Raw genomic sequence first — 20,967 nt, forward strand, 5'->3', positions numbered from 1 at the left:
TCAAGATCAAATGTAGCAAGGCCCATCAATTAATGGGTGATCTTTTACAAAATCTAGGTTTATCTTCATCCCGATTCCTATGCCCTCATATGGCTTCACATATCCCTCTGAATCAAGCTCATAGGCAGCTTTATCCATCATCTCATCTCTAAAGGGGTTTAGTGAAGTGACGTCTCCCTCAAAATATCCAGGATTATCAATAGCGGATAGAAAATGAATGGTCGTCCCCATATTGATTGCGGTAGCAGAAGTATGGGGATTAATGGTTAATTTGTTAGCACTCGCCATAGCGGCAATTCTCATGGACTCAGTCACACCGCCCGTTTTTGATAAATCCGGTTGAATAAACTGCACGTCGCCATCGTCCAATAGCGTTGAGAAATCGTAGCGGGTGTAGTGATTTTCTCCAGCCGCAAATGGGACTCGACCTAAACTACGCGCCATGCGATAGGCTTTTCTGTCCTGCGGCGGAAATGGTTCCTCCAACCAACTCACTCCAGCCTCATCAAATACAGGCATCACTCTGCGTACATCTGCCAATGTGTAATTAGTATTAGCATCAACCAGTAAATCAATATTACTGCCTACCGCTTTACGAACAGCCAGGACTCTTGCAATATCTTTCTCTGCGGTATCTCCCACTCGCAACTTCAATGCGCGGTATCCTGTCGCCACATGCTCTTGCGCCTCCTTAGCCAAGGATGCTGGCTCTTGCCAGCCCAATGCAATGCCACCTGCATAGACTTTAATCTTTTTAGAGGCGCCGCCTAACATCCGATACAAAGGTTGTTGCATGATTTGAGCGCGTATATCCCAGAGTGCAATATCAATACCACTCAAGGCCAATACCGCAGCTGCGCCCATCCCATGGCTAGAGATTTGCATTTTATAAACTCGGGCCCAGATGCCATTAATATCCATCGCATCACTATTGAGAACCAGCTCCCGCATCGTTGTATCAATCAGCTTAGCAATTGCGCCTGGAGCACGTCCATGATGCGCCTCACCCCAGCCAATATGGCCATCTTCAGTTTCGATGCGAACAAGTACTGAGTCACGTTTTACACATTTACCAATACCGAGTCGCACAGACTTATTTTCGGGGACAGGAAAAGAAATGGGTACAGCCTCTAACTTAACGATACGCATTGGATTACTTGTCATAATTTTCTCAATGAAGGAAATACTTCTGGGTTAACAACATTATCGGGACGATGTCCATTCAGAATAGCAAGAATTGTCTTAACAGAGCCCTCGCTCATGCCGCGCATGCTACTAGCAGTAATTGAAGCTATATGGGGAGTGAGCAATAAATTTGGACAATCAAAGACAGCCTCCTCTCCAGACAGGGGCTGCTGATCATGTACATCCATCGCCGCACCCGCAATTGCATTCGTTCTGAGTGCATTGATGATCGCCTGCGTATCCACCACTGGACCACGAGCAATGTTAATTAGGATAGCATTAGACTTCATCATAGAAATTGAAGTTTGATCCACCAGTCCACGCGTTTCTTCATTTAAGGGGCAGCAGACTACTATCACGTCCGATTGAGAAAATAGCTCCGCTTTTGTAGCTGAGCGAACTTCACTTGGTAGCGCCTCTGGTCGTCTAGTAAGTGCAATGGTTTTCATTTGTAAACTAGTTGCTGCATTTGCTAATTTGCTACCTATAGCCCCAAAGCCAATAATTCCTAAGGTTGTATTCGCTATCTCGGTTGAAGGATCTGCTAGCGGACGCGCTTTTGCCCATCCCTGACTACGTAACTGGGAATCAATGAAATCTAGGCGACGACGGAAATGAAAAATGACGGCCAGGCAATACTCAACAACCGCATTTGTATTGGAACCTGGCAAGTTGGCAACCAGTATTCCTTTCTTAGTGGCGGCATCAACTGGAATGAAATCTAATCCTACGCCATGGCGCACTACTACTTTTAGTTGCTGCGCATGATCAAAAATATCTTGAGGTAACTGACAACGAACAATTAAGCCATCACACTCCAATATCAGCCCTTTTAATGTCTCGGGCTTTGCGTCTGGAGCCACGACTACATCACATTCTTGGATGAGCGACTGATGGCACTCAGGATGTATTGGGTTGGTTAAAAGAACCTTAAATCTTTTACTCAAGAAATGGCACTCCCTTTTTAATTGGATTATTTAGTGCTCCTAAGCCCTCAAGCTCTATATGGACAGTTTGCCCAGGTTCAAGCCATGCAGTTGGCTGATGCACCATCGCCAATCCTGCTGGAGTTCCTGTTGCGATGATATCCCCAGGCTCTAGTGGCATTTGCTTAGAAATATAAGAAATTAATTCTGCGATTTTGAAAAGCATCGTGCCGGTTGTTCCATTCTGTAACAACCTACCATCCACATCCAATTTAATTTGAATACCATAAGGATTTGTTACCTCATCAGCCGTAACTAGAAAGGGTCCAAAAGGAGCAGAAGCGGGCATATTCTTACCCCTAACAAAGTTACCGTTATCTTGCTTGATCATGCCACTACCGCTGATATCGTTATGTACTGTATAACCCACCACACAAGCCATCGCATCTTTTGGCTCTATGAACAAAGCCCGTTTACCAATAATGACGGCCAACTCCGCTTCGTAACCTACGTTACCAACATCCGGCGGAATCAAGATGGGATCATTGGGTCCTATAACGGTATTTCCAGAGCGAATGAAAATAACAGGCTCAGTTGGATAAGGCATTGAACGCTCATCTAATGCATCGGTAAAGTTATATGCGGCACCAACAATCTTTCCTGGGTTAGGAATTGGAGAGCATATCGAAATGGAATCCATATTCACCACGGCATCCTGGTCATACCGACCACTCTCAATTTTGTTAGTGATTTTCTTGGTGATCGATGGCAAGCCTGCCTTGACCATCTCGAGCAAACTAAGGCTGACTCCCCCCACAATGTCACTGCAACTTGCATGTGAAAGATCAAGAACACGCAAAGAGTCCTTCAGCAGAACACCTACTTTGGGTGCTTGACCATTTGCTATAAATGTTAAGTAACGCATAACAGGGGCCTAGGCTACTCGATATTGATCAAGAATATGACGATTGATTTCAATACCAAGACCCGGGCCCTTAGGTACGCTTACCTTGCCATTGTGCTGAACAATAGGATCAACTGATAATAGATCACGGAATGGATTTTCACATTGCTCAAACTCGAATAATGGCGGGTTGCCTTTAAAGCTAGGGGGCTGATCTGGAAGCGCTGCCAAGAAATGTAAAGTGGCAGCCACCCCAATCACCGATCCCCAGGCATGCGGAACGCACTCCACTCCATGCGCACTCGCAAGGGTTGCAATCTTGCGACACTCACTGATACCGCCGGCAGCACAAACATCTGGCTGCACAATATCCATCGCCTTGCGTACAACAATATCTCTAAATCCCCAACGGGTAAATTCATTTTCACCCCCCGCTACAGCCATATCAAGGGCACGAGTAACTTCGACATAACCATCTAAATCCTCAGGAGAGATGGGCTCCTCAAACCATTCAATATCTAACTTCTCAAGCTCTCGACCAATCTTGATGGCTTGGGGTACGGTAAAACAGTGATTAGCGTCAACCATGAGTCGCATATCATCTCCTACTGCTTTTCGAACCGCCTCTACTCGTCTGATATCTAGCTTTAAGTCACCTAAGCCAATTTTCATCTTGATAGCAGTAAAGCCATTGTGCTTAAATTCAATCGCCTCTTCCACTGCCTCTTCGATCAAGCGATCCATATCAATAAAATATAGACCTGTAGCATAAGGTGTTACCTCATCACGATAAGAGCCGCCAATTAACTTATGAATTGGCTTTCCGCAAGACTTGCCAATAATGTCCCATAGGGCAATATCAATTCCGCTAATAGCCGAAATTGCCATACCGGTAGTGCCGTAATCTTTAATGCGGTTATAGAGATCTTCCCAGATCACTTCGACGTCAAAAGGATCTCTGCCGATAATGCGAGGACCAAACTGAGTATCAATAAATGCTTTTGATACAGCAGACGGCCCATAACACTCTCCCCAGCCCACTATACCATCGCTTGTTTCAATCTCAACAATGCACGATCCCCTGGTTTTATAAATCCAACCTCTAGAGGAGGTAAAAGGCTTTTCTACTGGAGCGGAAACAACATGACAGCTTACTTTTTTAATTTGACTCATCAAGCTTCTTTCAATTTCAGATCATTATTTTTTTTCAGAAAATACTTTTTTTCCAACTTCAGCCAAAGTATTTGTCACGGCAGTAATTTCAGCGCCCAAAGCTTTCCCAGTAAGGCTGTCGACTCGCGCACCACCATCTTCAGATGCCGCCTTAAAACGGGGATCCTGAATCGCCTTATTAAAAATAGCAATTAATTTTTCTTGAATTTCTGGTGGAGTCTTTGCAGGAGCTACAAGATATGCCATTTGCACTAATGGTCCATATGGAAAAACGTTATAACCCTTCTCCTTAAAGGTAGGAACATTGGGCATTGATTTAATTCGCTCATTTGCAAATACACCTAAAGGCATCACCATATTGGAGTCAATCTGCGCTTTACTTTCAGACGGTTTTAATACTGCTGCATCTAGTTGTTTGCCAGCTAAATCAATAATGACTTTAGCGCCACCGGTATAGGGAACGGTAATAATTTCTGAGTTGACAACATTTCCCGTCATCACTGCAAATATATGATTTAAATTATTACTACCAGGTGTGCCAATCGATATCTTCCCCGGTTTCTTTTTAACCATTGCCTCAAAACTATTCAAGTCTTTAGTTGGGCTATCTTTAGGAACAAGCAGTAGCAATTGATCTGTGGTCACTCGCGCTATTGGTGAAAATTGCTCGTTTTTCAGCGGCGTTAAGCCCTGCGCAATCATTGCCATCGTAGAGCTAGTGCCCATGCCGATGGTGTAGCCATCAGGTTCTGCATTAGCAACTTTAGTCATGCCGATAGTGCCAGTTGCACCGGCAACGTTGTCCACGACTACTGTGATTCCCTCATCAGCCATAATTTTTGAAATCAGTCGGGCAGAAATATCGTTTGAACCCCCAACATTCCAGGGCACTACTAACTTTATCTCCCTAGCCGGGAAATCAGCAGCCATGGCAGATCCAAAAGCTGCAAAAACACCCAAAGTAGATGCCACCATTGCACTGAAAACGGTTTTAAATACCTTCATATTCACTCCTTTCGCTTCGCAATATGTCAATGTTATAACAAATAACATTCATGAGGGGAAAACACTATTAACCCTTATTTAAACAACGGAACTAATCTAGCAAATTACAGATATCCAGTCGAGCACTATCAATATCAGCACGAATAGCTTGGGCAACCCCAACACCATCACCCTTTTTTAGCGCATTTAGAGCAGCCAAATGATGTTTGTGTCTTTTTTGACCGGGCTTATACTCCGGTAGCGCAAGATTTAAGGTAGGCCCACAGCGCAGCCAAGCGCCTTCGATTGCCTGCAAAAGGATAGATTGCTTGGCTAACTTATAAATCCCAAAATGAAACTTGTAGTGAGCATCCAAATAAGAGGCTAGATTTCCGGTTTCAGCCAAATCTCTCATTTGAGTCAATAGTTTTGAAATTTCAGCGATTTCAGCTTTGCTTGCATTTTTTGCAGCTGCTTCAGCTGCCAAGGGCTCTAAGCTACTGCGTATCGACATCAGTTGATCAAACTCATTAGCATTCAAGAGGGGTACTGATGCACCCCCACCTTGGCCAACCCCACCTCTTTCAAGTACATTTTCAGCAGCCAAGCGATTCACGGCATCACGAACAGGCGTAAGACTAATACCGAGATCCTGAGCCACCTTTCTCAAAATGATGCGCTCTCCAGGAACAAACTTACCAGCTAACAATGCACTTCGTAAAGACAAATAAGCCTTATCCCAAAGAGTATCTTTGTTGATTAACTTAAGGCCACCCTTTGATTTACTTGGCATGAGGGATTTTTTCAAAGAAATAGAGGTAAGGGTTAATATAAATCAAAATCTCAACGTTATTTAAAGTAATCCACTAAAAACATCCAAAAGGGTTAGCATAAACCCAGAACTAAAACAGGGAAGATACCAATACAAAATACTGCTACAACATCTAATATCAAATAGCTAAAAAAATAAATGGGAGACAACATGAATAAAAAAACAATCTTCAGAAATCTGGCGCTTGCAACAACAAGTTTAGTAGCGACAACCAGCGCTTATTGCGCAACTTATGTTTACATTTCCAATATTGAGGATGCTGACATCACAGCATATGAACTCACGACTGGGGCAAGTCCCCACTTGACTTCAGTCGGTCGTTTCCCCGCTGGAAAATTTGTGATGCCAATGGCGGTGACACCAGATAATAAAAATTTGTATGCCTCTGTGCGCTCCAAGCCCTTTTCTTTATACATGTATCAAATTGATCAAGCCAATGGACAGCTGAAATGGACTGGTGCAATCCCATTGCCCGACAGCATGGTTAGCGTCTCGACTGATAAAACCGGCAAATGGTTATTGGCTACCTCTTTTGGAGGCCACAACAATAGCGTTAACCAAATTCAAGCAAATGGTTACGTCAACCCCGTTCCAGCTGAGGCCTTCCCAAGTGGTGGAAAGAATCCGCATGCGATCGTATTTGATCAGTCCAATAAGTTTGTTTATGTTCCACAACTAGGTACCGATGAGATCAAAATTCATACCTTTAATGCCTCTCAAGCAAAGCCCTTATCAGAGACAGCCAGCTCAGTAGCACTTCAAAAACAACAGGGGCCAAGACATATCGTCATTTCGGCGGATAATAAATTCGCTTATGTCATTACTGAGATGACTGGTGAAGTAATTGTTTTCTCTAGAGATATCAAGACAGGAGCCTTAACTCAAATTCAGGCTGTATCCAGCCTGCCAAGTGATAGCAAGTTAGTGCCAGGTAGACCAAGACCTCCTACCGGATCCCCAGAAGCCACTGCTTTTGATGACTCTAATATGATCTTCTGTGCCGAAATTAAACTGACGCCTAACGGCAAATTTCTTTACACATCAGAAAGAACAAAAAGCACTTTAAGCGGCTTTGAAGTGGACACCCAAACTGGCAAAGTAAAGTATCTATTTACCACCCAGACAGAGGAAATGCCTAGAGGATTTAATGTTGATCCGAGCGGGCAATTTTTGGTTGCTACAGGCCAGAAATCTGACAAGGTTTCCCTTTACTCTATTAACCAATCTTCAGGCGAGCTCGCTCTAATCGAGAGAGTTCCTGGAGGTAAAGGGGCGAACTGGGTCACTTTTGTAAAAACGAAATAAGCTTCAGAATTCTTTTCTTGAAAGACTAAATACCGCCTGCGGGCGGTATTTTCATAAGACTAAAGGTGACATCATGAAAGTGATAAACAATAGAAAACGTCAATTTTTACAATATGGGGCTAGCCTGATAGGCGCCTCGGCTGTGAGTAGTATTAGCCAACCCGCGTACTCTCAAGGGGCAAAATGGGTAGGCTCGCAGTACCATAATCAACCTGCAATCAGCCACCAACATTCTTTTTTGGTGGATATGTGGTCTGCTGTCGCTCGTGAAACTAATGGGCAATTACAAATTACGGTTTATGCCCAGAACAATCAGATTCCAGGATCAGACCCTCAGGCCTTAGATATGCTGCAGCGTGGAGATCTTGAGTTCTTTACCCTCATGGGCGGAATCTTGGGAAAAGTAGTGCCCATTGCAGAGATCCAAGGCATCCCCTTCGCTTTCCAAAATAACGCTCAGGTCTATGCTGCTAATGACGGCTCCCTAGGTGAATACATCGCAAAAGAATGTACAGCCAAAGGAATCTATCGATTTCAATACGGGCTACTAGAGAATGGATTTAGGCAAATTGGAATGATTGATAAGGCGATCTATACTCCAGCCGATTTATCTGGAATGCGCATTAGAGTTCCCGATGGCGAAATGTTTCGCGATCTATTTAGCTCTCTTGGGGCAACACCTGTCACCGTAAATATTCGAGAACTCTATGAATCAATGAAGGCTCGTAAGGTTGATGGACAGGAAAATCCTCTCGTCATCACTGAAGTCAATAAGCTGTATGAGGTCAGCAACAATCAATCTATTACAAATCACATGTGGTCTGGATTTAATCTCTTGGCTAATCAGAAATTCTGGAAATCGCTGCCAGGTGACGTTCAAGAAGTAGTTCTCAGGAATGTCAAAAAATATGTAGCCCTACAAAGAACCTATACCAATAATTTAAACAAGCAACTTGAGGTCACCCTTACAGAGCGCGGTCAAAAATTCAATCAAGCCAATATCCAAAGCTTTAAAGATAAGCTAGGCGATGGCTTCTATGGAAGATGGCGCGAGCATTTTGGAAAAACGGGTTGGAACCTATTAGAACAATCTGTTGGAAAGTTATGAATAGACTCCAAACTCTAATTTATTAGCAGCTCAATCAGATCAGTTAGCACTAAAGTAGCCGTTAATAAGGATTGGCAATACTTTTGAACATGAATGTCGGAGAGTTAATTGCCTTTAGATACTTTAGATTCTTTTAGTAATGTGTTAATTGCAACGTTACGACGTTGTTGTAATAACTCTTGGCCAATATTATTTTTCAGTTGATCAAAATCAGGCAATACAAAAGGTCTTACATCGTTTAGCTTAATAATATTCCATGCATTATTTGCCTTTACTGGATTTGGGATCACTTTACCTTTAGCCAACATCAGAATCATGTCATTAATGGGAGGGGTTAACTGATAAGGAAACACCCATCCAACTACACCACCCTGAGCGCCAGAAGCCTTATCAAGCGATCTTTCTTTAGCTAAAGTCTCAAACTTTGCGCCATTATTTATCTGCTTAATGAGGTCTTCCGCCTCGGCTTCCGAAGTGACTGTAATTTGCGCAACTTCATACTGCTTGGTATTTTTTGGCTCTTTACTCAACGCTAGACGACGTTCATATTCAGCCTTAATTTCAGACTCGGTTATCGGATTGGTTTTGAGGTATTGGCCAAACCAAATCTCAAACACCGTATTACTTCGGGCTAACCTGAGTTTTAAAGCATTACTATCTTTTTCTAGTAAGCCTGTTTTCTTGACATCTTGGCTAACGGCTTCGCGAATGATGATTTCATTTAATATACTTTGACGTAGCTCTGGAGAATCTTTAGCACCATCAACAACTGCGATACCCACAATCTCATTGACCTGGCTAGCATAAATTTTACTGCCATTAACAGATGCCAATACCGCTCCTGAACCCGACTGAGCAAAAACGACACTACCGATAGAGATAAGAATAAGGCCTGTTACGGATAGGAAGAGTTTCATCAATAGCCTTTGTTTACAAGCCCACCGTATAAGTCGCCATCACACTAGTGGTTGACACTGCTTTGAACGGTGTTTGAGCATATCCAGCAGTCAGGCCCAGGCGTTGGTTCTTCTCTAGATCGTAATAAGCGCCGACTGTAGCTGTTGGTCTGGTGTTTACTGCTGTGGGATTAAAGTTAATGGGGGTAAGACCTGCAATGTTAGAGCTGCTTGCAGAGTAAGAACCATTGGCAGTATTAGTATCACTCTCAATGCCAGCACTAGCAAACACCGTAGTCTTGGGGTTAAGTTGATGAGTTGCACTGGCTCCGGCTAACAGGGTCGTGGCATTAGTATTGAGTGCTTGGTATGTCAGAGGTGATGTCACAGTGCTTGAGGCCCCTTCTGTATAGCCAGCCATATTGCTTTGGCTATAGCGCAGACCTGCATAGGGAGTCACAATGGTTTTAGGGGTCACTGCAAAGCCGTACTTGGTAACGAACTGCGCGCCTTGGGTTGTCAGGTTACTACTGCCACTTCCCGGTTCAGAAGTGACCACTACACCACGCGTCACAGTGGCTGTTTTTTGTCCGTAAGACGCTGATGCTTTAACTTCTAGGCCAGTACCATCATCACGCTCATTCCAGGCAGCAAACATACCCAGTAGTGGTGTGTTGTTACCTAACTTGACCGTACCCGGAGCTTGGGTCGAGAGGTTTTGATCAGCATAGGCACCGACACGGACCTTGGGCATTACCTTATAAGCAGCAATTAAGAGTGCACTGGTGTTGTTAATGCCTTCGGCTTGTACTGCAGTATTGCGACCACCAGTGGAGATACACACACCATTAGGACCAAACAAATTGCAGTCATAGCCTAGACTGCTGTTCAAAATACTATTTTGCAGAGCAAAGGTGCCTTGCAATACCTGGGCGGTATTAACTAAGGACTGCTGGGTATAGTCTAGCGGTGGGCCGCCCGCAGCAATGGTCAAATATGCATCATTCGCATCGTAGCTAAGGGAATAACGATAGCTTGAAGATAGATTGGCGGTGTTTAAGGCGCTAAAGGAGCCAGATAGGGCTCCCGTAGAAGTAATTAAGGTATAGCGCCCTAGTACGTAAGAGCTATTGTTGGTATTTAAGAGAGATAAGGTGCCGGCTAGACTGGCAGTGCCAGGGATAGTGAGCTTTTGATACCAGTTCATTGCCAAGCTACCAGAACTAGACTGGGTATAGTTTTTGCCAAGACTGACAGTATTCGCTGTTACGCCAGCAATATTAAAGGTACCGTTGTTAATGACTCCAGTACCAATCGTAGCGTCCGTTCCTGAAGTGGTAATCGAGCCAATGCCACTGAGAACTAAAGTGTTACCGGCATCAACTGTGGTGTTACCAGTGTAGGTATTGATATTGGTGAGTGCTACCGTACCACCACCACCGGTACCGCCAATCACAACATCACCTGCGCCAGCGCCATCAGTAATGGGACTACTAATGGTCAGCGTAGTCCCCGGCGCTGCAGTAAAAGTCGGATCACCTTGTACGGTAATCGCATTGCTAATGGTCATTGTACTTAAGGCTTTAAAGTTTGCCGATACGGTTGAGGTACCAACCAACTCAAGTGCGCCTGTACCAATGGCATCTTTATTAGTAATGGCCAGAGTGGCGCCAGCTTCCACTTTAGTGCCACCGGTATAAGTATTGACACCAGACAGGGTGACTACACCATTAGTTGCCCCACTACCTACACCACTATTGGTGATGGTGAGCTTACTAGCCGTACCACCACCAGCATCATCTGCAAAGACGCCTGAGAAGGTCGAGGTTTTATTACCACCCTGATCAATCGCGCCAGAAGAATTTTTCTTAATCGTAAAGTTGCTCGTAGCACTTGCGCCATCAGAGTCAACGACTAACTTACCGCCATCAAAAGTGGTAGTAAAGCTAGTGCCTAAATTGGATAAATTACTAGTAGGGGAAGTAATATTGCCCGGACCTGATGCAACAACCAAATCCCACAAAGTAGAGCTTCCAGAGTGCAGGCCCAGCGTCCAGCTGTAACTACTATAAGTGCCCGAAAGATTGGTGATCTTTCCAGACAGACCGCTGCCATTAAATACGCTCAGATATGTACCAGCAGCAACGGTTGAGCTAGCATTAATATCAAAACCCATGGATCCTGTACCGCTTGTAACAACCAGTGAGCCAAAGCTAGTCGGGCTATTAATAATGATGTTGTAGTTGGTAGGAAGTGCGCCTCTATACGATAAGGTTGACTGCGCATTATTTAAAGTTGTGATCGTGCCTGAGGTATTAACAACAGAGCCAATGCTGCCGGTGTTGTTAATTGCTGAGATCGTTCCAGTATTCGTCAAAGCACCGGAAATAGTGTCATTAGACAGCCCATAAGTGCCTGAGATGGTACCACTATTAGTCAACGAAGTAATGGTGCTATTGACTATTGCGTAGGTAGAGCCTGCAATCGTGCCACTATTAGTCAGTGTACCAATGGTTGCAGTATCAATGCCTGAGGCATTGGGATTGCCTGTATAACTACCTATAATGCCGCCCACATTATTCGTGAGGCTAGTAATCGTTGTCTTGGTAATACCAGTACCGGTAGCGCCACCCGAAATTGTGCCAGTATTATTTAAGGTAGCGATGGTGCCACCAGTGGTAGAGGAATCGCCAATGCCATTACTGCTACCCAAAATCGTAGCACCTGAGTTGTTATTTAATGTCGTTAGTGTTCGACCACTATCAACAAAAATACCTTCGCCCTTACTATTAGTACTAGCGCCAGAAATTGTGCCGCCAGAATTATTGGTCAGGGTAGTGATAGCGCCAGTGAGATAAACGCCCACGCCTGCATTGTTCGTACTAGTACCAGAAATCGTACCGCTATTGGTGATCGTGCCAATAGCGTAGCCACCAACAACGCGGATACCAACAGTGGAATTGCTCCGGTTTGTGGCATCAGTATCAGTACCACTAATAGTTCCCGTATTCGTAATGGATAAAATCGATCCAGTGTTATAAATACCGCTCACGATATTACTAGTACTATGAGAGCCGCTAATCGTTCCAGAATTGGTATAAGTTACGTTGAAGGAACTTGCCAGATTGTTATAGACACCAAGGCTATAGCCACCGCCTGAGCCCGTAATGGTTCCAGCATTGACAATAGATGTTGGAGAATCAAGGCCTTTTCTATTAGAGGAGAAGACGTTGATACAGGACTGACCGCTGGCGATATTCACGGCGCCAGAGCAGCCAATAATTAGATCCAATACACTAGAGCTTCCAGGCTGCAACTGTAAATTCCATCCAATGGGACCGCCAGTGCCACTGAAGGTTCCACTGCTATTAGTAAATTTACCGCTAGAGGTACCACTAAACACACTTGTGTAGCGACCAAAAGCAACTGTTGAGCTTGAGTCAATACCAAATGTCACGGCTGAATTATTAGTTGTATCGCTTGAAAGACTCAGTTGACCATATTTTGTTGCACTAGTAACAATGATGTTGTAATTGGTGGGCAGTGCGCCACTATAACTAATTGCGGTTTTAGATGCAGAAGTGCTATCACCACCTTGGGCATTGTTCATGGTGGTGATGGTGCCAGTATTGCTAATACTTGAAATGACTCCAGTATTAGTTAACGCAGTAATCGTGCCAGCATTATTAATACCTTTAGGAGCCAAGCCGCCAGTGCCGCTAATAGTTCCCGTATTAGAAATGGAGCTGACGGTATTGCCTGAGGCGTTATAAATACCCATACCAGTCTGGGCTCCAGCGCCTGTGGCAGTAATGGTGCCTGCGTTACTTACGGAAGTGGGACTAAGAACACCATACTTAATTGTCGCGCCAGAAGTACCTGTATCCGTACAGTTCTGTCCACTAGCTACTACTACTGCGCCGGTGCAAGTCGCCCCAGGCGGCGTAACAAAAACCAAATCCCATAATGTAGAACTACCGGAATGCAATCCTAGGGTCCAGTTATAACCACTATAGGACCCCGAAAGATTGGTAATTTTTCCTGAAGCGATACCACTAAATACACTCAGGTAGGTGCCAGTGGCACTAACTGTTGAGCCTGAATCAATGCTGAAGGCTGTTGAGCTTGTGCCAGGATTAGTCACCACCAGACTACCAAAGGACGTACTAGAGTTAATAATGATGCTGTAGTTAGCTGGTAGCGTTCCGGTATACGCCAAGGATGACTGCGCATTTTTTAAGGTAGTGATGGTACTAGCATTGTTAATGCCTGAAATCGTACCGGTATTACTTAATGTAGTAATCGTGCCGGCATTGTAAATACCCTCACCAGCATAACCGCCATTAGCACCAACACCACCAGCAGCTCCACCAGCACCCCCGGTAATGCTGCCCGTATTAGTGAACGTTGTAACTACTGTGCCAGTATTTATTAAGACACCAGCACCACCAGCACCACCGTCGCCATAAGTACCACTAGCGCCGCCACGATTACCGCCAGCGCCACCAGCGCCCCCGGTAATGGTGCTTGAGTTGGTAAATGTTGTCACGGAGCCATTCATTGATACACCAGTGCCACCAGTGCCACCAGCGCCACCATTACCACTGGTCCCATCGCTACCAGCCGACGCACAGCCATTCCAATCACAATTTCCAGAACCACTACTGCCGCCCCAGCCACGATCACCACCCCAGCCACCAGCGCCACCAGCGCCGCCTGTGATCGAACCGCTATTGGTTAAGGAGTTACTTCCGCTAGTAGTGGACATATATACGCCAGCACCACCAGCACCACCAACACCGCCATTACCGCCATTAGCGCCATTGCCGCCATTACCGCCATAACCATCCCTTATAGAGCCGCTAGTACCACCGTCACCTCCATTAGCACCAGAACCACCAACACCGCCATTACCGCCAGCACCACCAGCACCGCCTGTGATCGTACCGCTATTGGTTAAGGTGTTAATTCCGCTAGTAGTGGACATATATACGCCAGCACCACCAGCACCACCAACACCACCAGCACCACCAGCACCACCATCGCCACCAGCACCGCCATAACCATTTATATAAGTATTATCCTGGCCACCGCCCCTACCACCCTGGCCGCCATTACCGCCATTACCTCTATCACTGTTATCAGAATCACCACCACCATCACCACCAGTACCACCTCTAATCGTACCGCCGCTATTATTGGTTAAGGTATTACTTCCGCCAGTAGTGGACATATATACGCCAAGACCACCAGCACCACCAGCACCACCAGCACCACCATAACCGCCAGCACCACCATAACCGCCAGAGGTAGCCCCCCCGCCCCAATTCGAATCCTCACCGTCGCTACCATTACTGCCGGAATAACCATAACCACCCCTACTACCAGCAGAACTAGGGCCAGGGAGAATAGAACCACTATTAATTATGATGCTCGTGCCTAAAGCGGTATTTACATAAAAGACTCCTGTACCGCCAGCACCACCATTGTTACCATTTGAACCGTTATCGCCAGAATTAGAGCCATCGCTGCCATTGGCATTTGAATTGCCATAACCGCCAGTAACAATGACACCACTTGTGATGGTGATCGTCTGTGCTCTTCCCAATTGTCCGTAAATACCAGAGCGTCCATCTGTACCACCACCATCTACGCTTCTGGAATCAATATTACTAAGAATTGAAGTTGAACTCGGATCGGAAAGTTGCAAAGTTAAATCATTATCTGCAAAAACAGTAATAGCAAAAGTAGAGCACGCGAGTACGATAGCAAGGTTGATTACTTTGAGTTTGTATCGCAGGCGGGCATACAAAAATCTGCTTGCATCAAAAATCACGCTAGCAATCATCTTTTCGCGCTGCATATCATCAATGAAGACTGAAGCTTCCCCTCTAGCACACATGTTTTCTAACAAAGCGTCAACCATGCCAGCAACGGCAACTAAGCAGCCTTTGGCTTTGCTAAAAATGAGGCGGTAGATTCGGTTCATTTGAAAGTGGCAAGAACCGGTGCTTTAGTGCCGGAAAGATCAAAAAAATGATTTTCCAAACACTTCAATTGATTGACAAGCAAATAAAGATATTAAAAAAAGCTTTTAAATTAGAGGCTTTTTTCAATAGCAATTAACCTCTAATGCCTTAGAGTCCTGCATATTCACTAAAAAATATCTGCTTTTGATTGAAAATTCTCTAGCAAGCTACTTCAACACACCCCTGGTATGAACATCCGCCAAAAGCTAATGGCTGGGGCCCATCAAAACCTGGCTGCTCCTGTATTCCTCTCCAATTGAATACTATTTTCTATGCATTTAATAATCATGAAAACGAGCTAGTCAGTGAGTTTGTTTTTAAAGTCTCACTTCTTGAGTGCCAAAATCAGGCATTTAGATAGTTGTTCATAGTGGTTATCTGCTTTGGCCGTTAAGTGAACGAGCTTTCTGCGGCCATCCTCTTTATCTTCAAGTAGACGTATATAACCTTTTCTAACTAAATTCTTTAGGCGACCATGTAAGGTGGCTTGCGATCCAAATTGTTTTACTAGAATTACCTGACCCACTAACAAACCTTCGCCTCTGGCAGTAGCAAGAAAGATGTAATTTAATAATTGCTCTTCAAGCCAATCTAATCTGGTACTTGGACTATTGGTAGGCAAGGAGGCAACCGCATTTAAAAAACAGGCAATGGGTGTGAAGTGAATTAATTTCATTAGGAGTGTGCTTATGCTTTCTATCCCATAACAGATCATCACCAAAAGAATGAAAATCACTTTGAACGGGGATTACGTCAATAAGCACTCTTAGTATCAGAAAGCTTCTAGTTATTAGCAAGAATATAAAGATGCTTCAACAAGCTTTTAAATTAAAAGCTTGTTTCACTATCAATTAAGGGTTATTGGCCTTAGAGTAAGGTATGTTCAGTGACAAACATCCGCTTCTGATTGAGTCCATCTTCAGATTGAGAAAATGGGTCCAAGAAAATCTTCCCATTGAAAATTCTCTGATTGCCTATGATCTGATTTTGCTACTCTCGATTCATAACTATGCCAATGGTCATATTACGATCAAGCAACTCTTTGCATCCCTGCCCCACTCGTCTACAGCAGTAAGGTCTCATTACCAACGCTTCATTGATGATGGTTGGATCGAGCATTACCCCGATCTACTAGATAAACGGATCAAATACGTTAAACCGACTAAAAAATTTATCACGGTCATTAACGCTTATACTGATAGTATCGAAGAAATTTTTATAACTAAAGACCAAAAAAGTGTATGAGGTAGTTTTGTATTTTTATGATTCATTTCATCAAAATACATAATGAGCGACACAAATTTAGCCCCCCCCCTGGGAGAACGCAATGACGCAAAGTCTTGAACAGGTTTATAAGAAATTAGAGGTAATGCAAGCAGATTTAGATGATCTGCGTAATACCTACAAAGGGGTGAGCAAAAGCTATGTAGAGGCACTCTCATCACTAAAAGAACTCACCTTGCAATCTTCAGAAGCATCAAAGCGAGCTGCAAAGGCAGCTGATCAATCTAGAGTCGCCGCTTTAAATGCCATGAATGCTGCAGAACTCGCCTCCAAAGATATAGCATTTCTGGCTGTAGTTGAGTCCGCTGTCAAAGCAGCAGTCTCTGCCGCAGTAGCGGCTATTGAATCAGCTGGAGCAGCAGCAGCCGCAGCTGCAGCAGCAGCAGCAGCAGCCTCTGAACATGCTGAAGAAGCACTACTCAAAGCCTCGAGTGAAGCAGCTATTGCTTCTCGGTTAGCAGCAGATTCAGCAGCGGAAGCAGTCAAGCTATCAAATCAAGCACGAGAAATTAGCGATTTGATGAAAAAAGGTTTTTAAGTATCGCCTTAACAGCGGATAGCTAGTAACGAGGGTTTTGATCTCTGTAAACCTTCATCAGTTTTAAATCACAATGCAAGTAGTCATTACTCCAATGACAAACCTATATCCTGATTAGATCTGTCATTGGCATGTGGATCCTTACTACACCATAAGTTTATTGATTTGGTTAATACTATTTATTCATGCTTTAGCTGATGACTGCTCCTTCATAGCGGTCTTGACCGACTCCGGCGTAAATGGAATTGTCCTCAGTCTCACACCTACTGCATCAAATACTGCATTAGCAATGGCTGCAGGAACGGTTGTTGGGGTTTGCTCTCCCGCGCCCCATGAAGGTGTACCAGGTTGGTCAATCAATACGGTATGGACTTTAGGAACTTCATTGAAGCGAATAATTGGATAAGAGGCCCAGTCAACACTCTCAATATCGCTGCCCTTCCACTTTACTTCCTCCATTAATACACGACTGACCGTTTGTATTGCACCACCCTGAATTTGATTTTGCACACCATCAGGATTAATGATTTGACCGCAATCATGTGCAACATACAAATTCTTCACCAAAATCTTGCCAGTCTCTCGATTAACCTCTACATCAGCAACTGTAGCAACATAGGTAATAGCGTTGTTATATCTCACATAAGCAATGCCACGACCCTTAGCGATATTGCTGCCTTGATTAGACTTATATGCTGGATCCCGACTTTGCCAGCCCGAAGACTTCATCGCCGCACGAATCACTGCAATGGCTCTAGGATCCGTTAAATTCTTGATGCGATACTCCGCAGGATCAGCATTACTAGAGATAGCAAGCTCATCAATAAAAGATTCATTACCAAAGCTATTCTCAATTCTTCCGGGGCTTCTGAGATGGGAGGATCTTAAGAAAGTTTGCGCAATATGTTTGGTATTAACTGAAATATTAGGCACTGCATAGGGTGCCCCAGTATTTTGAAAGAGGAAGCCTACCCAATTTCCTGGACGAGGAACTCCCGTATCGGTAGCAGCAAGCAATGGAAAATCTAAAGGCTTCATAAATGCAATGTGATTCAGAGCGATATAAAAATCACTCTTCCAGCCAATAATATTTCCTTTGCTATCCAAACTGGCTTCAAAGTCCATTGTTCTTGGTGGGCTCTTTGGTGCGAGCGCAGTTTCATCATGACGCATCCACTGCATGCGCACTGGCTTACCTAGCGCAATAGCAGCTAAGGCAGCATCGGCAGTAGCATCTTCATGCCCATTACGACCGTAACAACCAGAACCATCTAGATAGATCAGGCGAATTGAATCTTTTGGTAAACCAGTAATGACTGCTAACTCATGCTGCATTGAATGGGTTGCCTGAGAGGCGCTCCACACCGTCAGTTTTCCATTCTGATAATCAGCTACCGCACAAGATGGGCCAATTGAGGCGTGTGTCTGCACAGGAAAATTGTAGGTAGCTTTGATATTTTTAGCGCCTGAACCAATCACGCTATTAACATCTCCCACCTTCTGGGTCACCTCTTCCTTTGCAAGCGGCATTTGTCGCCACTCTTGAAAGATAGTTTCTTTCTTTGGTAAATCGGGTCCCTTTTTCCAAGATACCTTGAGATCGCGAGCCGCCTTGACAGCGCCCCACTCTGTGGTCGATATCACAGCGAGGTAATCGCCTTTGCGGACTGTTTGGACATAGCCTTTAATGTTCTTCAAGTATGCGTCGTCATAGCTTTCTAACTTAGCGCCAATCGAGTCTGGGCGAATAACACGAGCATGCAGCATGCCAGGCAACCTGAAATCATGCATATATACATATTCGCCGGTAACCTTGCTGGGAATATCAACGCGTGGAATAGATTTACCCACAACCCGATATTCGGTATATTTTTTCAAGGGAACTTTAGTGTCTACCTTGATCTTGAATCCTTCACCAATCAGACTACCGTAAGTCGCCTTTTGACCTGGATTGCTGATGGGGAAAATAACGCCATCTCTCACCATTAATTCTGAAGCGGGTATTTGCCATTTAGCAGCAGCTCTCTCTAACAGAGCTTGTCTCGCATTAGCAGCAGCTTGACGCAATTCAGTGCCACCCTGAGAAATAGAAATCGCACCGCCCGTAATCCATTGATCTGGGGTGGTGGCTGTATCACCCATCACCATTTCAATACTGCCAAATGGAACATAGAGCTCATCCGCAGCCATTTGTGCTAGAGCAGTCTTCACACCAGTTCCTAAATCTACTTTGCCAGAAAAAATGGTGACCTTACCGTTCTGATCAATACTTAACCAAGAGTCAACGGCCTCTCTACTGACTTCTTTAGGATCTCTTAAACCATACTGATTCGTCGGAGCAGCTTCTACACTCAAGGAGAAGCTGACCATCAATACACCAGCGGTGCTGGTCTTTAAAAATTCACGGCGTGTAAATGTATTCATATAAATACCTGATCTCAAGGAATTGAGGAAATTAAGCTGCTAAATAGCGCTTCACGGCTGCAACAATGCGCTGATGGGTACCACATCGACATAAATTACCAGACATCGCTTCGGTAATCTGCGCATCACTGGGGCTTTTATTTTTGGCCAAAAAGGCTGAGGCCGTCATAATCATGCCATTCAGACAGTAGCCGCACTGTGCTGCCTGCTCATCAATAAAAGCCTGCTGAAGTTTGCTGGGTTTTTGAGTACTACCTAAGCCCTCAAGCGTGGTAATTTTTTTGCCGCTCACACTCTTGGCGGGAGTAACGCAGGACCTTACCGCCTGCCCATCTACCTGCACCGTACAAGCTCCGCACTGACCTAAGCCGCAACCAAATTTGGGGCCCTTCATGCCAAGGTCGTCACGTAATGCATATAACAATGGAATGTCATCATCTACATTAATAGATTTACTCTTTCCATTCACTAGTAAAGTAATTTGTGTCATGTGCTTCATTTCCCATGATGAAATTTTAAAAAACAGAATGCCTCACGTCTTCCTAGGTCGCTTAGAATCAAGTCTAGGTTTTTTCTAATTAACATCAATTTATACAATAAAGATGATGGGGCATAACTAGTAAATACCCGCACCTATTGACAATGCCTAAATCAATGCTTTGAGGCCTGAAATATAGCTTTCGTATTAAACGATCTTGATTTAACTCGCTAGCGCTAAGACCAAAAGCAGTCTTATAAGCGCCAATTAAAGTAGCGCTGGTGTTTTACTGATGCTTTTCGTAGGTGGCTAACTTTTCTTTGAGCTTGCGCTCTTCTTGGAATCGCTCTGTTTCATCGCGAATAATGGCTGCAATCGCCATAGGCTGATCCTGATCATCAAAAATCATCGTGACCGAAAAGGCAATTGAAATAGATCTGCCATCTTTATGCACTGCTGGAACCCGCAGCAAAGTATTGCCATACTTCGTTTTGCCCGTTTCCATGGTATGAAAATAGCCTTTAGAATGGCGCTCCCTAAAACGCTCAGGCGTAATGATACTGAGTGTTTTTCCTAAAGCCTCTGTTTGGCTATAGCCAAAAATACGCTGGGCTGATGCATTCCAGAACAAGATATTCTCATTTCGATCGGAAATAATCACAGCCTCGCCAATATGGCTCACCAGTGCTTTGAAATCAATCCCATCTGACATGCGTAATCTCTATTGTTAAGTCATTTCTTACTAAGAATACTCCAATAAAAAAGCCACCCAAGTGAACTGACCCCCAGTAGTTGGACAGTTTAGTTAGGTTAGCACAAGGGATTGAGTTCGGTATTGCACCGGGCTCAATCCCTTTAGTTTTTGCTTGATTCGATCATGGTTGTAGTAGTGGATATATTC

17 protein-coding genes are annotated in these 20,967 nt (G+C 44.4%); 4 read left to right on the plus strand and 13 right to left on the minus strand.

Annotated elements, in window-relative coordinates; translation table 11 throughout:
* Positions 1 to 6: 6 nt before the first annotated feature.
* From ICN21_RS04915 to ICN21_RS04940, 6 genes are all read right to left on the minus strand, one after another.
* Complete coding sequence (locus ICN21_RS04915) at positions 7 to 1,164, minus strand: mandelate racemase/muconate lactonizing enzyme family protein (protein WP_255534206.1); 1,158 nt, start codon at positions 1,162 to 1,164, stop codon at positions 7 to 9.
* Entirely contained in the window at positions 1,161 to 2,132 is a 972-nt protein-coding gene (locus tag ICN21_RS04920) for an NAD(P)-dependent oxidoreductase (RefSeq protein ID WP_216177081.1), read from the minus strand. The genes ICN21_RS04915 and ICN21_RS04920 overlap by 4 nt, the downstream gene beginning before the upstream one ends.
* A complete protein-coding gene (locus ICN21_RS04925) occupies positions 2,125 to 3,036 on the minus strand; it encodes a fumarylacetoacetate hydrolase family protein (RefSeq protein WP_255534207.1) in 912 nt (303 codons plus the stop codon). The genes ICN21_RS04920 and ICN21_RS04925 overlap by 8 nt, the downstream gene beginning before the upstream one ends.
* Positions 3,037 to 3,045: 9 nt before the next feature.
* Positions 3,046 to 4,188, minus strand: a complete 1,143-nt coding sequence (locus ICN21_RS04930; protein WP_216177083.1) for a mandelate racemase/muconate lactonizing enzyme family protein — start codon at positions 4,186 to 4,188, stop codon at positions 3,046 to 3,048.
* Between the two features lie 24 nt (positions 4,189 to 4,212).
* On the minus strand, positions 4,213 to 5,193 hold the full coding sequence (locus ICN21_RS04935; RefSeq protein ID WP_255534208.1) for a tripartite tricarboxylate transporter substrate binding protein: 981 nt from the start codon (positions 5,191 to 5,193) through the stop codon (positions 4,213 to 4,215).
* Between the two features lie 91 nt (positions 5,194 to 5,284).
* A complete protein-coding gene (locus ICN21_RS04940; RefSeq protein ID WP_216177085.1) occupies positions 5,285 to 5,965 on the minus strand; it encodes a GntR family transcriptional regulator in 681 nt (226 codons plus the stop codon).
* A 189-nt stretch (positions 5,966 to 6,154) separates the two neighbouring features.
* On the opposite strand from ICN21_RS04940, the gene ICN21_RS04945 reads away from it, so the two are divergent.
* The gene (locus ICN21_RS04945; protein ID WP_216177087.1) at positions 6,155 to 7,309 is read left to right on the plus strand and encodes a beta-propeller fold lactonase family protein; all 1,155 of its coding nucleotides are present in this window, start codon (positions 6,155 to 6,157) and stop codon (positions 7,307 to 7,309) included.
* Positions 7,310 to 7,382: 73 nt separating this feature from the next.
* Positions 7,383 to 8,417, plus strand: a complete 1,035-nt coding sequence (locus tag ICN21_RS04950; RefSeq protein WP_216177089.1) for a TRAP transporter substrate-binding protein — start codon at positions 7,383 to 7,385, stop codon at positions 8,415 to 8,417.
* Between the two features lie 104 nt (positions 8,418 to 8,521).
* On the opposite strand, the gene ICN21_RS04955 is transcribed toward ICN21_RS04950, so the two are convergent.
* The 3 genes from ICN21_RS04955 to ICN21_RS04965 form a co-directional block, all read right to left on the minus strand.
* On the minus strand, positions 8,522 to 9,334 hold the full coding sequence (locus tag ICN21_RS04955; protein ID WP_216177091.1) for a peptidylprolyl isomerase: 813 nt from the start codon (positions 9,332 to 9,334) through the stop codon (positions 8,522 to 8,524).
* 13 nt (positions 9,335 to 9,347) lie between these two features.
* The gene (locus ICN21_RS04960) at positions 9,348 to 15,302 is read right to left on the minus strand and encodes an ESPR-type extended signal peptide-containing protein (protein WP_216177093.1); all 5,955 of its coding nucleotides are present in this window, start codon (positions 15,300 to 15,302) and stop codon (positions 9,348 to 9,350) included.
* 365 nt (positions 15,303 to 15,667) lie between these two features.
* Entirely contained in the window at positions 15,668 to 16,018 is a 351-nt protein-coding gene (locus ICN21_RS04965) for a helix-turn-helix domain-containing protein (RefSeq protein ID WP_216177095.1), read from the minus strand.
* Between the two features lie 203 nt (positions 16,019 to 16,221).
* Between ICN21_RS04965 and ICN21_RS04970 the strand changes: the two genes are divergently transcribed.
* The gene (locus tag ICN21_RS04970; protein WP_216177097.1) at positions 16,222 to 16,587 is read left to right on the plus strand and encodes a hypothetical protein; all 366 of its coding nucleotides are present in this window, start codon (positions 16,222 to 16,224) and stop codon (positions 16,585 to 16,587) included.
* Positions 16,588 to 16,669: 82 nt separating this feature from the next.
* Positions 16,670 to 17,164, plus strand: a complete 495-nt coding sequence (locus ICN21_RS04975) for a hypothetical protein (RefSeq protein WP_216177099.1) — start codon at positions 16,670 to 16,672, stop codon at positions 17,162 to 17,164.
* Between the two features lie 183 nt (positions 17,165 to 17,347).
* Here ICN21_RS04975 and ICN21_RS04980 read toward each other — a convergent pair whose 3' ends face one another.
* The 4 genes from ICN21_RS04980 to ICN21_RS04995 form a co-directional block, all read right to left on the minus strand.
* Positions 17,348 to 19,588: a xanthine dehydrogenase family protein molybdopterin-binding subunit gene (locus tag ICN21_RS04980; protein WP_216177101.1), complete on the minus strand. Its 2,241-nt coding sequence runs from the start codon at positions 19,586 to 19,588 to the stop codon at positions 17,348 to 17,350.
* A gap of 31 nt (positions 19,589 to 19,619) precedes the next feature.
* Entirely contained in the window at positions 19,620 to 20,078 is a 459-nt protein-coding gene (locus ICN21_RS04985) for a (2Fe-2S)-binding protein (protein WP_216177103.1), read from the minus strand.
* Positions 20,079 to 20,352: 274 nt separating this feature from the next.
* The gene (locus ICN21_RS04990) at positions 20,353 to 20,778 is read right to left on the minus strand and encodes a PAS domain S-box protein (protein ID WP_216177105.1); all 426 of its coding nucleotides are present in this window, start codon (positions 20,776 to 20,778) and stop codon (positions 20,353 to 20,355) included.
* A gap of 93 nt (positions 20,779 to 20,871) precedes the next feature.
* Positions 20,872 to 20,967: IS3 family transposase (locus ICN21_RS04995; protein WP_216123889.1), on the minus strand; the 96-nt coding region annotated here is incomplete at its 5' end.

The organism is Polynucleobacter sp. AP-Feld-500C-C5 (assembly GCF_018882265.1).
In the GTDB taxonomy this organism is placed as follows: Bacteria; Pseudomonadota; Gammaproteobacteria; order Burkholderiales; family Burkholderiaceae; genus Polynucleobacter.